This window comes from Micromonospora sp. HUAS YX12, assembly GCF_040215685.1.
Lineage (GTDB): Bacteria > Actinomycetota > Actinomycetes > Mycobacteriales > Micromonosporaceae > Micromonospora > Micromonospora tulbaghiae.
On sequence record NZ_CP157974.1, the window covers coordinates 3974168 to 3989178 of the forward strand.

The 15011-nt window shown below is 66.3% G+C and carries 10 protein-coding genes and 2 pseudogenes; 4 read left to right on the plus strand and 8 right to left on the minus strand.

Going from position 1 to position 15011, the window contains the following annotated elements; translation table 11 throughout:
• Nucleotides 1-125 precede the first annotated feature (125 nt).
• The 4 genes and pseudogenes from ABIH81_RS19225 to ABIH81_RS19240 form a co-directional block, all read right to left on the minus strand.
• The gene (locus ABIH81_RS19225) at nucleotides 126-1070 is read right to left on the minus strand and encodes a hypothetical protein (protein WP_349876268.1); all 945 of its coding nucleotides are present in this window, start codon (nucleotides 1068-1070) and stop codon (nucleotides 126-128) included.
• A 491-nt stretch (nucleotides 1071-1561) separates the two neighbouring features.
• Nucleotides 1562-2086: a hypothetical protein gene (locus ABIH81_RS19230; protein ID WP_349876269.1), complete on the minus strand. Its 525-nt coding sequence runs from the start codon at nucleotides 2084-2086 to the stop codon at nucleotides 1562-1564.
• A complete protein-coding gene (locus ABIH81_RS19235) occupies nucleotides 2087-2575 on the minus strand; it encodes a hypothetical protein (RefSeq protein ID WP_349876270.1) in 489 nt (162 codons plus the stop codon). It abuts the gene before it with no gap.
• 289 nt (nucleotides 2576-2864) lie between these two features.
• Nucleotides 2865-3266 (minus strand): annotated as a pseudogene (locus ABIH81_RS19240) (NUDIX domain-containing protein); the annotation flags it as partial.
• Between the two features lie 160 nt (nucleotides 3267-3426).
• Here ABIH81_RS19240 and ABIH81_RS19245 point away from each other — a divergent pair.
• Together ABIH81_RS19245 and ABIH81_RS19250 are read left to right on the plus strand one after the other, a co-directional pair.
• Nucleotides 3427-4206 carry a TauD/TfdA family dioxygenase gene (locus ABIH81_RS19245; protein WP_349876271.1) on the plus strand — a complete coding sequence of 260 codons (780 nt, stop codon included), beginning with the start codon at nucleotides 3427-3429 and terminating at the stop codon, nucleotides 4204-4206.
• A gap of 1011 nt (nucleotides 4207-5217) precedes the next feature.
• A pseudogene (locus ABIH81_RS19250) lies at nucleotides 5218-5517 on the plus strand (transposase); the annotation flags it as partial.
• A gap of 109 nt (nucleotides 5518-5626) precedes the next feature.
• Here the strand turns inward: ABIH81_RS19250 and ABIH81_RS19255 are convergent.
• From ABIH81_RS19255 to ABIH81_RS19270, 4 genes are read right to left on the minus strand one after another with little or no spacing between them, the layout of a single operon-like run.
• Nucleotides 5627-6946, minus strand: coding sequence for an AAA family ATPase (locus ABIH81_RS19255; protein WP_349876273.1), 1320 nt, complete (start codon nucleotides 6944-6946; stop codon nucleotides 5627-5629).
• Complete coding sequence (locus tag ABIH81_RS19260) at nucleotides 6943-8355, minus strand: hypothetical protein (protein WP_349876274.1); 1413 nt, start codon at nucleotides 8353-8355, stop codon at nucleotides 6943-6945. The genes ABIH81_RS19255 and ABIH81_RS19260 overlap by 4 nt, the downstream gene beginning before the upstream one ends.
• The gene (locus ABIH81_RS19265) at nucleotides 8352-9524 is read right to left on the minus strand and encodes a hypothetical protein (protein WP_349876275.1); all 1173 of its coding nucleotides are present in this window, start codon (nucleotides 9522-9524) and stop codon (nucleotides 8352-8354) included. Before ABIH81_RS19265 ends, ABIH81_RS19260 begins: the two co-directional genes overlap by 4 nt.
• On the minus strand, nucleotides 9521-10348 hold the full coding sequence (locus tag ABIH81_RS19270; RefSeq protein ID WP_349876276.1) for a hypothetical protein: 828 nt from the start codon (nucleotides 10346-10348) through the stop codon (nucleotides 9521-9523). Before ABIH81_RS19270 ends, ABIH81_RS19265 begins: the two co-directional genes overlap by 4 nt.
• Before the next feature lie 129 nt (nucleotides 10349-10477).
• Here ABIH81_RS19270 and ABIH81_RS19275 point away from each other — a divergent pair, with 129 nt between their 5' ends.
• Nucleotides 10478-11728 carry an exonuclease SbcCD subunit D gene (locus ABIH81_RS19275; protein ID WP_349876277.1) on the plus strand — a complete coding sequence of 417 codons (1251 nt, stop codon included), beginning with the start codon at nucleotides 10478-10480 and terminating at the stop codon, nucleotides 11726-11728.
• A gap of 5 nt (nucleotides 11729-11733) precedes the next feature.
• Entirely contained in the window at nucleotides 11734-14748 is a 3015-nt protein-coding gene (locus tag ABIH81_RS19280; protein WP_349876279.1) for an SMC family ATPase, read from the plus strand.
• Nucleotides 14749-15011 lie beyond the last annotated feature (263 nt).

Below are 15011 nucleotides of genomic sequence, written 5' to 3' on the forward strand. Positions count from 1 at the left end.
CCGGGGTCAGCACCGGCAGTGGCGGCGCCGGGCGCCAGATGCTGGCCGAGCGTCCACAACGCGACAAGACCCCGAACCTCTACCGCCGCTCTACGTATGGACCGCGGGTCTGGGCTACCGCGGTTTTACGCAGTGCGTGCGGCCTTGCGGAGCCGGTCGACGTCTCGGGCGCTCATGCCGAAGTCGGCGTTTGGGTGGTCGCCTCGGTAGGGATAGCCAGCGATCAAGGCTGCGGCGATGAGCTCGCCGTTGGACACGTGTCTGCCGATTGCGTTCTCCACCACATGCTTCATGGTGTAGCTGCCAATCGTGGGCTTCATGATCGGCCTGACGTTGTCGTGCAGCCAAATAGCGATCTCCTGCACCGATTCCTCATGCTCAGCCAGCCTGGCGCGTTCAGCGGCGAGTTCGACTCGGTACTGCGCATACGTCTGGCCGATGCTCGGGAAGACACCGAATCCGAAGTAGCTCAGCAGCCGGTGCTGTTCCATGATCTCGGCAAGGCTCGGCATCGGCCCGAACACCACGGCGGGCGGTGCTTCGGCCGGCCCGGCCGATTCGGCGCGCTGAACGGGCGGCTCTCCCCGGCGACGGCGGCAGTTGGCGTGCTCGCAGTGGGCTGCGTCAGGTACGGCTCGGACGGTCAGCCGCGACAGCGCGCCGGCGGCATCGAGTGCTGCGGCGATGCCGGGAAGGTGCTCCCGCTTGGTCACGTAGTACCGGCCATGGTTGATCCAGAGGCCTCGCTCCTGGGTGGGGCGGTCCTGCAGCGCTCCGGCGACCTCCCGGGCCAAGTCGTCCAGCTCCCACCACCGGTCGCCGCGGCTGATGGTCAATGCCATCAGCGGCCCGTGGGCGGCAGTCGTCTCGGCCCACCAGCGACAGTCATGCGGCCTGTTCCAGGCGGCCAGCGGAGGAAGGATCTCGACTCCGGCGGGTGGCTCAGCGACGGGCGCTGACGCCGGTGAAGTGGGTTCGGCAAGCTGCCTGCGGGCCACCATGTACCGGCTGCCGGTCTCGGCCTGGTGGGCGCGGATCGCGGTCTTGCGGCGGCGGTTACGGGTCATCATGTGCTCCGTCTCGCGGGACGTCCCACGTCCGGTCCCGCCGTCGGTACATGACTGACCTGGCGAAACGCTGCTACGCGATTCGGGTGGGAACCTTGTCTTCGCCGCCGTGCCGGACGCGGGCCAGCACGACTCGGAGCGGGCACGCGTAGCCGTGCCACCCGTCAGCTTACGCCGCCGCCGGAGATGGGGTGCCGGAACGTCTGGGCGTCGTCCAGCAAGATCGGGCTGACGGTGCGGTAGGAGAGAATCTCGGCGCCCTCCGATAGCCCATCAACTCCTTCATCGCCAAGTCCCGCAGCCGGACCGAACGCAGGTCGCCGCCGAGCGAGACGCACTGACGCAGACAATCGCGCAGGGGCTTGTTGCCCAGCAGGTCCCGTTCGATCTTCGTCAGTCGGCCCTGCACCGTCTTCGCCACGCGGACATGGTGCACCTATCGACACCGCAAACCCCAGGTGGTGAGCCGACGACGGGCCCTGCCGCCCGATACCTCAGCGCATAGTGCCGATTATTGGTGCCGGGGTGCCGGCCGGGTTGGGCTCGGGGATGCGGAGCCTTTCGAGCGCTTGGCGCGCGAGTTCTCCAACAGCGGGAAGGTGCGATGTGCAGGCCCGGAGGGTGCGCTGGATCTGGTGAGGTAGGCGGTGCTCCTCGGCGATGGTGATGGCAGCCTGGAACGCCGCTTCGGCCTGGGAAGCATCGGCGCGGGCCAGGAGCACCTCGCCGGTGGTGACGTGGAGGATCGCCTGCCATTGCGGTGGTATCGCGGTGGTGGACATACGGTGGCGATCGAGCAAGTCGGTGGCCAGGTCGGGTCGACGTGTGTGGACCAGCCCGCGCAAGTGCACTTCATGGAGGGCGTGCAGGCTGGTGAGCCCTGTGCCGGGTCTCGCGTCGACCAGTCGCCACGCGCTGGTGATGGCGTGGTCGAACAGGGCGGGGTCCCCGAGTTCGCCGGCTGCTCGGGCGAGCTGTACCAGGGCGGCACCCCGGTCGGGATCAGGCGCCAGTTCCACTCAGCGTCGAAGTCGGGCAACGGCGGCGGTGTGCCGTTCGACCTTGCGCAGCTCGTTGCCGTGTACCCGGAGGGTGAAGGCGAGCAGGTCCTGGTCATGGAGGTGTTCGGCCAGCCACAGCGCCCGGCCGGTCCATCGGGCGGCACTGACCAGTCGCTCCTCGGGCAAGACGTGGCCGAGTGAGACGCCGAGTTCGGCGCGGGCATGTGCAAGCAGGAGCATCACATCTCGCTCAACATGCCCGTCGGCGACCCGGCTCCCCAAGCGGGTGACCAGCGGCCAGAGCTCGTTGACGGCTTCGGCGCCATGACCGGACTGGCGTGCGATCGCGGCGAGGCGGATGGTCGACTCGCCGAACTGGAGCATCGCGGTGAAGTCGGCGTCGTCGGGGTCGCTTATCCTGAGCGCGTGCGCAGGCAGGCCGAGGTGGCGGGCAATACGTAGCCGGGTGGCGACGTCGCTGATCTCCCGCCGTCCCGTTTCGATCATCGAAATGTAGGTGGGGTCTAGCCGAGCAACTCCGCTAGACGCCGTTGGCTCACACCGGTCGCGGCCCGGTAGGCGCGAATGATGACCGCGAGATCGCCGCTGGCCAGCGCGGCCCGTGCGGTATCGCTGGTCCACAACCACAAGGCCGAGCCGCCACGGCGCTGGACAGGGACCGGCAGGGCGGCACCGGCGATGGCATGGCAAGCCGGGCACAGCGGCGACGCGCTCCAGCGGCCGACCGTCGCCCCGCAACCGCCGCACCGCATCGTCGACCGCCTACATGACCTCGGGTACTGAGCTTGGCGTACCAGGTCGCGATGGACCTCTTGTACCCGTCTGGCATGCGCAGCGCCGCGACCTCGGCCTCGGTGAACAGGCCGGCTTCCTTGTGCTCCTGGCTGACGACCGGATCGGCGTCGGTGCCGACGTGGCAGCCGTACGTGATGATCAGGACGTCGACGCCGTCGCGGATGTGATACTGCCAAGCGTCCAGCAGCGGGCCAGCGGTGACCTGCCAGCCGACCTCCTCAGCGATCTCCCGGGCCACGCACTCCGCCGGCTCCTCACCGAGATCCAGCTTCCCGCCCGGCAGCTCCCACTCGTCGCGCTCGTTGCGTAGCAACAGCACCCGGCCGTTGCGAACCACGACGCCCTTGACGGAGACAGGGAACACATGCGGCTGGTAGCTCATCGACCAGCTTCCCTCCACTAGCGCAGGACCTGGACCGTCCGGAACGTAGCACGGCCATTGCTCAACATCGGGCGCCTCGGGTTGACAATCCGTCACTTGAACCAAGCGGTAGGTGCAGCCATCGTGAACGCCGACGACGCGACCCACCGGAGGTGACCAGATGCGCGACGTCGACGACCTGCCCCATGTCGACCTATGCGACCCGGGGAGCGCAGCTCGCATCCTGAGTGGCCTTACCACGCACGGCACCACGATCTTCCACGGCGGAGCCGAGAGCGACGATCTGCTCTGTACAGCCCGAGCATTGATCAAAATCCGCAGGCACCGCGACAGCGACTCCGACGGAGTGACCACCATGGCCCAGCGGCCATCGCCCAACGACGGAAGAACCAGCGTGGCGGGCTTCACCGACCGGGCGCTCTGGCCCCACACCGAAGGATCGGCCGTATGCCGGCCACCGCGCGTCCTGATGCTGGCATGTCTTCGACCGGCGCAGACCGGTGGACGCACTCATCTGGTCGACGGACGCGACCTCTACGACGAGATCGCCCGCACCGAACCCGCCATACTCGCGGCGCTGTCCCAGCCCCGATCCGCGTACTTCGGCGGAGGATCCGGCCACCTTGGCGCGGTCTTCGAACAGACAACCGAAGGCCGGATAGCGGTCCGGCTGCGCCTCGACGAGCTTGCGCGCTTCGCGCCGATGCTCATGCCCTCTATCGACCGACTTCGCGCACTCGTCCAGCAGCACACCATTCCAATTGACCTACGTGAGGGCCACGGCTACATCCTGCTCAATGATCGCTGGCTCCACGGCAGAACCCGGTTCAACGGCAACCGCATGATGCTGCGCATCATCGGTGACCCGCTGCCCACCTACGCCCTGCCGAGCGGTTTCCGTCCACCAGAGGCTCCGCAACCAGCCCCGCCGACCACCTGACGTCCGTCGATACCCGATCACTACCCCGCCCACCTCACGCGGGGGGCACAGCTGCGCCCGCCCAGCACGGGACCAAATCAACGATGCCGACACCAGCGTCCGGAAAGGCACGCCATGAACCTGACCTCGATCGCGGCCATCAGCGCAGCGCTTGTGCTCGGATTCCTCGCCGGGCTGCTCACCTTCAAGCGCTCGCTGCAATGGTGCCGCACCTGCGGAGCGTCCCTCAGCTGCCCCGAATGCACCCCGCCGCCCGGCAGACAGTCGGCCAAGCAGATCGCGATGCGCGAACCGGGAAATCCACGTCCATAACCGTCGGGCGATTCCACGCCTGTCGACGTCCGCGCGAACGGCCAGCCAAGCACGACCCCGAGAGCGTTGCCAAGAGCCGGAAGCAGGAAACCACCAGCAGGAGGAGCGCGACGTGACCTTCTTTCAGGAGACCCGCTGGCGGCCATCAGAGACCATGTCGGCTGAGCAGATCGTCCCCTACACCCTGACCCCGGAACGTAGACACCGGCCGGTGTGGCCACGGAGAAAAATCAAGCTAGACCGCCGCTGCGGCGGTCGGCTGCCCCTGCCGGTCGAGACACCGCGTACCGATTAGGCGAGGGCACCGGCCCGGCGAGGCGTCATGACCACGCACGGACCGGTTCTGCCAATCTGGACCTGCGCCAGGTGCGGCGCCCCCTGGCCCTGCCGCACACGACGCCACGAGCTGCGAGCCGAGTTCGACCGCGCTCCCATCTCCCTCGCCCTGTACATGGGCTCCTGCATGGTTGCTGCGAGCCAGGACATGGGCTGGGCTCCCGCTGGTCTACTCCATCGCCGGTTCCTGGGATGGCTGCGCTGACCGAACCCTGCACTAGTGACCTGCTCCACGTGACCCCAGCAGCCCCGCCGCGCCCCCGCGACCGCCCTGCTGGAACGTGTCAACGGCGTACTAAAAGTTCCTAACAATAGTCTCCGGGCCTGTCGTCCCTTGTAGAGGGTGGTCTACGATGTCGGGCCGTGAGGCGTGGCGAGCAGCCGCCGTGGATCGTGCCGGACGGGCTGTGGCAGCGCATCGAGCCGCTGCTGCCCAAACCTGAACGCAACCCACGGCACCCGGGACGCAAGCGGATCCCGGACCGGCAGGTGCTGGGCGGGATCTTGTTCGTGCTGCACACCGGCATCCAGTGGGAGTTCCTGCCCCAACAGCTGGGGTCCGGCTCGGGGATGACCTGCTGGCGGCGGCTGGAGGAGTGGAACCGGGCCGGGGTGTGGCAGCGGCTGCACGAGCTGCTGCTGGCCGAGCTGCAGGCAGCCGGCAAGCAGGTAGCCCGGTCGGAAGGCCATGACCACGCTGCCTCAAACTCGCGAAGCCCATGCTCACAGATCAGGTATGAAAACTATTGGCACCGCAGACTCGATCAGCTGGTCACAGTGTGACTCTCATCGGGGTGAGCAGGTCGAGAAATCGGTGATTGGCTTCCCACCCATCGACTTCTGGAGAAACGGTGCCGAGCCATACCGGTTCGTTGTGTGGGTATGAGTCGAGTTGTGCTCGGATCCCGCCTCGGGTTACGACGATGCATGCCTGACGGTGACGAGATGCGAGGACGCAGAGGCGGCCTGCCTCAAGGTGGAACTGGGATGCGTCCCGTCGTCCGGAGAGCGGGTGCCAGGCGATGACGACTTCGAACTGGCGGCCTTGCAGTCTGTTGGCTGTGTCGACGGTGATCGTCCCCGGTCCAACGCCGAGGGAGGCGCTCATCTGATCGATGGCAGTACGAAGCAGCGCACGCTGGTCTCTGTGGGTGACACCAACAGCGATGTGCTCGGGTGCAAGCGGGTGCTGCTGGTCGCCGTCGACGAATCGAGTTCGGCTGATAAGCAGGTGACGGACGATCTCGGTGATGGCCTGAACACATTCGGGGTCAGTCCGAGGAAGATGGGCTGGCGGAAGCTCGACTAGACACCATCCGTGCTGTCGGGCAGTCTGGATGACTTGCTCCAGGCGGTCGTCGCGGGCTGTTCGTATGGGGAACCAGAGTCCGCGCTCCTCCTCGGCAGCGCCGGCTCGGAAGGGTTGGGTGTAGAAGCTGGCGGCAACGATGCTCGCTCCACCCGCGGGGAGTCGCCACGACACAGGAAGCTGGACGCGTGGTGTTTGGGGATGATTGGTCAGGACCGTGCCGGCGGCCGTGGCGAGTGGCCAGCTTCCTGTCATCCGCAACGCTGCTTCTTCGGCTGGGCTGAACGGGCTCAGTTGGCCAGGATCCCCGACGAGCAGTAGACGGTCGAACCGGGACCCGATCTTGGCAAGGTGTACAGACGAGACCTGGTATGCCTCGTCGATGATGCCGAGCCGCCATGGCTCGTCATATTCGACGTACGCCCATTTGTCCGCCGGAGCAACGATGATTTGGCAGTCTTCGAGATCCAGGATGTCGTTGGAGGCGCGCCAGTCCGGAGGCGGGTCGTAGTCTTCCCGGTGTAGGCGCCCGACTTGGATGCCGGTAGAAGCGAGCCGCGCTCTAAAGCCTCGGACGAGGTCGTCGGCTTGATCGTTTGTTTGAGTGATGACCGGGACCTGCGCGGTCGAGGCGAGGCGTTGAGCGGTCGCTTGTACAAGAGTCGACTTCCCTGCCCCGGGCGGAGAATTCACCACCACGGCCCGGTCGCCGTCCTGCAGGTGCTGCCAGATTTGATCGGTGGCGAGTTGGTGCTGCACGGCGGGAGAGACGGCGGCATTCATCGGCCGGTTCCTTCGACTCCGACATGCGTCCATGGCAGCTCGGCCGGGAGTGTGTCCCGGCGGAATTCTCGACGTCCGAACTGAGAGAAAACGACTCGATCGCCGATCTGTGGCAGGAGGCGCCGCCGGTCTTGGCGGACCGCACCGCGAACGACGCGGAGTTCAACGTTCGTCTCGTCGGCCGAGGTCACTTCGACTGTCACCATGGGTCTGGTGAGGCCATCGGGCCTTCGTACAGGTTCGGCGAACCAGTGCAGTTCGGTGCCGACGGGACGACGGAATGGCATATCGGGCCGGAGCGACAACGACGGTCGGTTTCCTGCGGCATCACGTCGGGTGATCTCGCCCGATAGGGCGTCTCCAGATGCGATGTAGTTTGCCATGACCAGAGGGTCATCGAGGGCCATGTCGCGGGTGAGGTTGGCGGTGAGGCGCTCAAGCCTTGTCAGCAGTCGCATGACCTGAAGTTCCTGTGGACGTCGGCTGAAGTACGCATTGTTGGCGCGCACCCGTTCAGCGTGCCGATGCCACTGGTAGCGGTCCATCTCCCAGCGATCTTGAACGCTGTCAGCGACCGGAAGCCGGTGGAGCAGTTCGACGGCGTCCCAGCAAGCCTGCCAAGCTGGATGCAACGCAGCCTCGACAGTGATCTTCATGGGTTCGCTGGCACGGGTGATGTTGCTGCCGCTGTCGCTGAGGCGCTGGAACGCCTTGATCGCGTCGCTGAGGTCCTTCTCCTCCCAGCCGCCATCCGGTACCGGTCCGGCGGGCAGGGCACGCTGGGCTTCCTCGATTCCGGCCGGATTATCGATCCATGCCAGTTGCACGGCCAGGTCGGCGTCAAGCGCGTCCAGCTGCCCTGTCGTCCAATGTTGTGACAGCAGGTCGGTCAACGGCAGCACCAGCGATGAGCCGGGGACGCGTTGACTGGCGAAAAAGGAGAGGTGCGCCCCGATGTTCGGCAGCGCGGGGTGAACCGCGTACTCGCCCTCGATGTCCAGCGTACGCAGCCTGCGACCCATCACGTCGCACAACCACTGGGCGGTGGCCGCGTTCGGCAGAATGAGCTGGGGCGCGGGTGGCATCTGGCGAGCGCTGGCAGTGCGTCGGGCTGACCGTGAGGGCACCCCTTGGATGTAGCGGCCGAAGTAGCCGTTCAGATCCATGGCGAAGTCCGCGAGTTGAGTGAATCGCAGCTTGCCATTCCTTGGCTCGCCCACGACGGCCGTGCGCGCGCCGTTGCGATGGTTGCCGTAGATCAGGCCGATGGGAGCGCCGGGGTCACCTGGCATGTGATAGCCGACGACGACCAGTGGTTCGGCGGCCAAGTGAACGTGCCGGCGAGTTGCGCGTGGTACGGCTCGGCCGAGAGCGACTGCTCTGAGTCCGAGATAGGTGTCGACGCTCATGCTGGAGCGCCTGCCAATTGCACCGCGAGTGCAGCGCGTCGGAGCTCGTCGGCAACGGCTGACTCGGCCGAGCCGAGCGGCGCCCGTTCGCCCGAGGCGAGGGCGAGCGCGTGGCTGACCGTCCCGACGTCGCCGCAAAGGTTCGCTGCTTCGGTGCCCAGTTGCGCGACCTGGTTTTCGCTGCGTGCCTGACTGCGGCAGAAGTCGAACATGGCGCAGCTAGGGCAGCCGTCGCCGAAGCGCATGTCGAGCGCCCCGATAGCCTCCTTCGCCTGCTTCGCGGCGTCAAGCTGCTGCTGTTCGTTTGCGTCTTTGTCGGGAAGTGCCGGCAGACTGATGGCCGTTGGCACCCGAGGCGCGAGATGGGTGACATGAGGAAAATCGTTGAGCAGTCGATTGAGTCGCAATACTTGAGGCCGGAGATCGAGAACGCTTGCCGTGGCCGTGAGGGCAAAGTCGCGCGCCATGACCAGCAGGCCGCGGCTAGCAACTCGGTCCGGTTCGTGGCCGAAGGAAGCAACGAGACGGCGTAGCGCGATGACGTACACCGCGGTTTGTCGAGCTGCTTCGGCCGTCTTGACGGGGTCGGCGACGCCATCGATGCACGGGAAGGACTTGATCTCAATCGGAGATAGGGCTTGTGCGGCTGCATAGCCCAGGAGGTCAGGTTCGAGATACGCGGGCATGTCTCCGAGCGAGAGCTCCAGATACGGATGGTGCAACAGATTGATAGCGTGCTGCTCGCCGTCGAGCATCGCGGCGACGGCCTCACGGGTCAGCCTCAAGCGAAGGTCGGTGACGGCCTGCACGCCTCTAATCGCGGGGTACTGCGATCGGGCCTGAGGCGTTGACAGAAGTTGCTGACGGACGTCACGAACGTCGAGCCCGAGATGCTCCCGCACGAGTGGGACGAGCGGGGTCATGGCGTCCGAGATGACGTTCTGCTCGAACCGGATCCCTCGTTGCAGGGCGAACGGACTTGGCGCCAGCGGTTTGCACCCGATCAGCTTGGCCAGGTCCTTCAACGGGACTGACGCAGCGTCGACAACCTGGCGTCGAGGGCAACCGGGTGCGTCAAGGAGGCCAGCGATCCGGCGGGCGTCCATTGATTTGGCGGGGAAGTCGCCGCGAAAATGCTCAAGACGTTCGCGGGCGTCTGTGAAGATCATCCAGTGGCCTCCGTGGAGGGCTGATCGGCCAGGCGCAGGTTTGTGCCGAACAGCTGCGAGTCCGCGTCGAGCTGAGCGCGAGCGCGGCGGGCGGCCTGCTCGCGTTCGGCGGTATCGGTGTCCGCGATCTGCTGCAGTTCGCGTTCTGCGGCAGCGCGGACATGGGAGTAGTCGAATCTGCTTCGCGTGTCCATTGCGCCGGCCACTGAGCGGGCGAAGCGCCAGACGAGCCTGCGGAGGTTGGGTGTCCAGGGTGCGTCGCCGGCGCGATCGAGTTCGTCGATGAGCCGAATGGTGACATGCAGGATGTCAACGCGAGGGCTCGCTGGCGCGAGGAGGCGAACGTCGAGCGGCCAGCTGGAGAGGGCCAGCATGCCGCGCACTGGGGCGAAGCGGTCATAGGTCAGCGCCGGCACGACGTACACCGGACGGCCCAACGGTCGCGTGGTCGCGCCGTCGTCTCGGTGTGCAGCACGCCAGGACCGCTGCTCGTCACGACGCAGTGACGCGAGGCGGCTCGGCTGGATGTTCTCGCCGTATCGCCCGGCGGCGACGTCCCGGATGAGAGACACCGAGGACGGCCTCGTGAGCAGTCCGAGCACGGCGGCCACCTGCTCCCGCACAGGTGGAGCGGCGTCGAACGTTCCCCCCGTCCCTGTGGAGGCTCGTTGCAGGAGTCGGTTGCGACGTTTCTCGGCCACCGACAACTCGGCGAGCAGCTGATCGACCTCGGTGTGGTCGTCCGTGCTCACCGCCGTGGCCAGCCGTTCCTGGAGTGCAGCAACGTCCGCCATCGCCGCCTTGACTTCGGCCATGCTTGGCATGACGCAACGCTACCATGCCACTTGACTTACTTCCATGTTCTGCCAAACTTAAGAGCCACATAGGAGGTTCGGTGATCAAGCCGCGAAGTTGATCATCATGCGAACTTCCTTCCTCCGCGAAGGACGACGATGAAGCTCTTGCACACATCGGACTGGCACCTCGGCAAAATGCTCTACCGCCACTCACGTGCCACCGACCACGATGCCGTGCTGGCCGAGATCGTCGGTGTGGCGCGGTCGTTCCGTCCCGACTTAATCTGCCACAGCGGCGATCTGTTCGACCACGGCCGACCGGCCACCGAGGACATGGTTCGGGCCGGCCAGGTGCTCGCCGAACTTGGAGCCATCGCGCCGGTCGTGGTGGTTTGCGGCAACCATGACTCACCGAGCCTGTTCGCGGTGTTCAACCTGCTCGGACGCCTGTCGGGTCACGCCAGCCGGGTGCACTTCGTCGACCGCCTTGATCCGAACCGCTCTGTGTTCCGATTCCCGACCGCCAACGGACAAACGGTCCGTCTGGCGGCGCTTCCGTTCCAGCACGCACATCAGATGACGGACGGCTTCGGCGACCCCTCACGCTGGGGCACCGACTACAACGCCCAGATCCGCGGCATTGAAGCCTCGCTGGGCAGCGTGCTTATGGACAACCTCGATCCCCGCACCGAGTTCGCGGTGTTTGCTGCCCACCTCCACGTGGGAGGTGCCGAGTACTGCGGGAGCGAGCGCGGCATGCACATCGACGAGACGTACGCGACGGACCTCGACCACCTTCCGTCTGTTACCTACGCCGCGTTCGGCCATCTGCATAAGCCTCAGCCGCTGCCGGGCAAGAAGGCCACCGGCCGGTTCGCCGGTTCGCCGATCGCGCTGGACTTCGGGGAGATTTACGACGAGAAGAGCGTCGTCCTCGTCGAGGCGGAACCCGGCAGGCCGGCTCGCATCGAAACGGTGAAGCTCGGCGGCGGGCGCCGACTACGGAAATTCCGTGGCACGCTCACCGACCTCGCCGCGGTGGCACCACAGGTCGGCGACGATCTGTGCCTTCTGGCGGTCGAGACCGATGTCCACGTGCCCACGCTCAACGAGCAGGTCAGGCAGCTCCTGCCCCGCGCCACGGTCTTGCAGATCGATCCGATCATCGCGGGTGAACAGGTCGAGATCGTCTCGGCGGACGCTACGGCGACCGAGGTGGACCTCGACCTGGCCGGCTTGTTCGCCGAATACCTGAGCGAACGCGGAACCCGTCGAGCGGACCAGGCCACCGTGATGCAGACGTTCACAACACTGATCGACGCCGTGGACACCGGAACCAAGGCGATCTTCGCCGAAGAGGCTCTTCTGGTCACCGGACCCGCCGACGGGGCGGAGGCCACACGATGAGGCCATTGCAGCTCACCATCCGTGGACTGCGGTCCTACACCGCCGAGCAGACGATCGACTTCAGCGACGTCGGGCTGCTGGCGATCCTGGGTGATACCGGCGCCGGGAAGTCGTCCATCCTCGAAGCGCTCTGTTTCGCGTTGTACGGCGGATGCACCTGGGACAAGCGCAACGCCGCCGTCCTGATCGCCGACGGCGTGCCGTCAATGCAGGTCCGCCTCACCTTCGTGTGCGGCAACCAGACCTGGCAGGTCACGCGATCTGCCTTCCGTGCGACATCGCCGGCGTCGCGGCACGAGCTGATCTGCTTAGACACCGGACAACGGTACGACACGAAACAACAGGTCAACTCCACCATCGAACGGCTCCTCGGACTGACCCACGACGCCTTCCTCAAGGCCGTCGTACTGCCGCAAGGCCGATTCCAAGCACTACTCCACACCAACCGGGAGGATCGGACCGCCATCCTCAAGGGGCTGCTCGGCATCGACCTGCTCGACACCGTCCGTGCAGAAGCCATCGAATGCCACGACCGTCTCCGGCCGCAACTCGACGTACTCCACCGCGATCGCGACCGACTTCTGCCCGACCCGGCAGCAGCCGCCGAAACGGCGGCAAAGCAACTCGCGGTCGCCGCCGGACGGCGTGACCGCCTGCAGAAGGCGCGCCAGGAACACTCGACCGCGTCACGCAACCGCGATCAGGCCCGGGCCTTGGCGACCGCAGCAACGACCCACGCCGATCGACTTCGGCAGCACCGGCTCACCGCCGGTACCGGCGATCTGCATCGATTGTCCGCCAGAGCAGAGGAGATCGGCCTCGCACGACGGCAGGTCATGGAAGCCATTGGTGTGCAAGAGAAGGAGGTACAGCGGGCGGAGGAGGAGATTGCGATCGCGAACGGCGCGGGACGAAGCCCCACCGCGCTGGTCAACGCCCGCACGGTCCTGCAGGCCGCGCGCCGGCGACTCCCCGGGCTCATCAAAGAGCAACGACGACTCGCCGACGTCGAGCGGAAGCTGGCCGGTGACCGTACGGTCTTCGAACAGCAGCAACCCGTGCTCGACGGACTGGACGCAGCCGCCACGGCGGCCGACACCGAAGCCAACACCGCCGCCGAGACTGTCGGCGATCTTCAGCGACGCCTCACCGACGCTCGCGCACTCGTGCAGCAGCTCCGACGACGGCATGCCGCACTCCATCGTGCAGAAAAAGAGCTGACAGAACTCAAGACGACCGCCGAGGCCACCCAAGCCGACATCCTCAATGTGGAGGAAGCCATCGGCGTTGCGGAGCTGCGGCAGCGCGAGGCGGAGGAGATGCTGAACGCCGCGGTACGGGCCAGCTCCGCTGTGTTCGCCGCGTCGACGTGCACGCCCGGCGACCCATGTCCGATCTGCGAGCGAAGCCTCCCGCCGGACTATGCCGCCCCCAGGGCGCCGGAGCAGGGGCCGCTCGATGAAGCGGTCGAGGCCAGGCGTCAGGACCTTCTCGACGTACAACTTCGTCGCGCCGGTCATCAGGCAACGCTGAGCGAGCAGAACAAGCAGGCAAATCGGCTGGAAACGAAAGTCAACACCAAACGCACCGAACTCGCTGAAACACGTGCCCAATTGCAACGGCTGCTGGAGCTGGACACCGCGCCGACTGACGACGTCGCGGATGACGACCTGTTCCGAGATCTCGTACAGCAGCTGTCGGACGCCGGCGAACGTAAGACGGTGACGGCGGAAAAGGCCCAGACGGCCCGCGACGCCGCAACGGTCGCCAGGACCGCGCGTGACGCCACCGGCGTCGCACTCAAACGCCGTTATGAGGAACTCGCCACGGACCAGAAACGGCTCAATGACGAGTTCGACGCGCTGGCCGCCAGCATTCTGGAACTCCCGGCCCTTTACCACCTTGCGGTACCGCTGCACGACGAGTCGTTGGAACGCATGCTCGGTCGGATCGCAGTCTGGTCCATCGACGCCGAGAAACTTGCGAACCACCACACCGACCTCTCGTCCGGCCTTGGGAAACTCCGGGAACAGCAGGCGGAACTGGCGACCCGCCACTTGGAACAGGTCGAGCGAGCTGCCGCACCGATCGAACAACAGCTACGGACGCTGTACAGCACGCTTCGCAACGCCGTAGATACCCTCGGCCTCACAGCGCGAATTCCGGCCCTTCCTGCGTTCAAGCATTGGACCGAACACCTCTCCGAAGTGGCGGAGTGGGGCGCGGACCTCGAAACCATCGTCGAGGAGACGGCGCAAACTCTCGCCGCTACCGCAACCCAGGCGGCCGGTGAAGTGACCCGTCACGAAAGGGCCGCCGCCGCGGTGCTGGACACTGCAGGTGCCCCGGACGCCAATGCTCTCGACGACGCATGGGCACAGGCGGTCTCCGACGCGAACCGCGCCGAGAGCGACCTCACCCGGGCCCGACGCGAACTGCCCATCGCCGCCGACCTCGACGACCGGATCACCCGTGCAACGCCCGTCGTGGAAGCCCTCCGGGAAGTGGCCAGCTTGCTTGCGAACGCCCAGTTCCCGGCACTGGTCGTGGCCAAGCGACAACGCGCCTTCCTCGGACTCGCCACCGAGCAACTGCTCGCGATGAGCGGACGCCGGTTCGCGTTCGCCGAGGACTTCCGGATCATCGACCGGCACACCGGCCAACCACGGGACGTGCGCACGCTGTCCGGCGGCGAAACCTTCCAAGCCAGCCTGTCGTTGGCACTGGCCGTCGTCCAGCTGGCGGGCCGCGCTGGAGGCCGTGTCGATGCGCTCTTCCTCGACGAGGGATTCGGCACGCTCGACGCGGACAGCCTCGACGACGCCATCGAGGCACTGTCCCGGCAAACCCTCGGCGGCCGTCTTGTCGCCGTGATCACCCACATGCGCGCCGTCGCTGAGCGAATTGACAACGTCCTCGTCGTGTCTCGGACCTCCAGCGGCAGCCAGGTTGCGTGGGCAACTGCCGCAGAGCGGGCGTCGCTCGTTGACGAGGATCTCCAGGAAGGGCTCCTCCCATGAGCCATCGAGGAGGGTTCACCGGCCTCGATCATCGCACTACAGTGCGCTACGTGATCGTCGCACCTAGGTATATCGCACAAATTCCGCCAGCATGCGGAACGCGATGAATCCCGAGTTGCAGGACTTTCTCGACCGGAGGACTGCTGCGGTCAGACGGGTCTTGCGGAGCGCACCGAAGGCCTCCTGTACGCCGAGGGCCGCGGCGGCGATCGCGGCCAGCACGTTCCCCTCGACGGCGTGGTCGGTCCTCGTGTCGGCCGGGT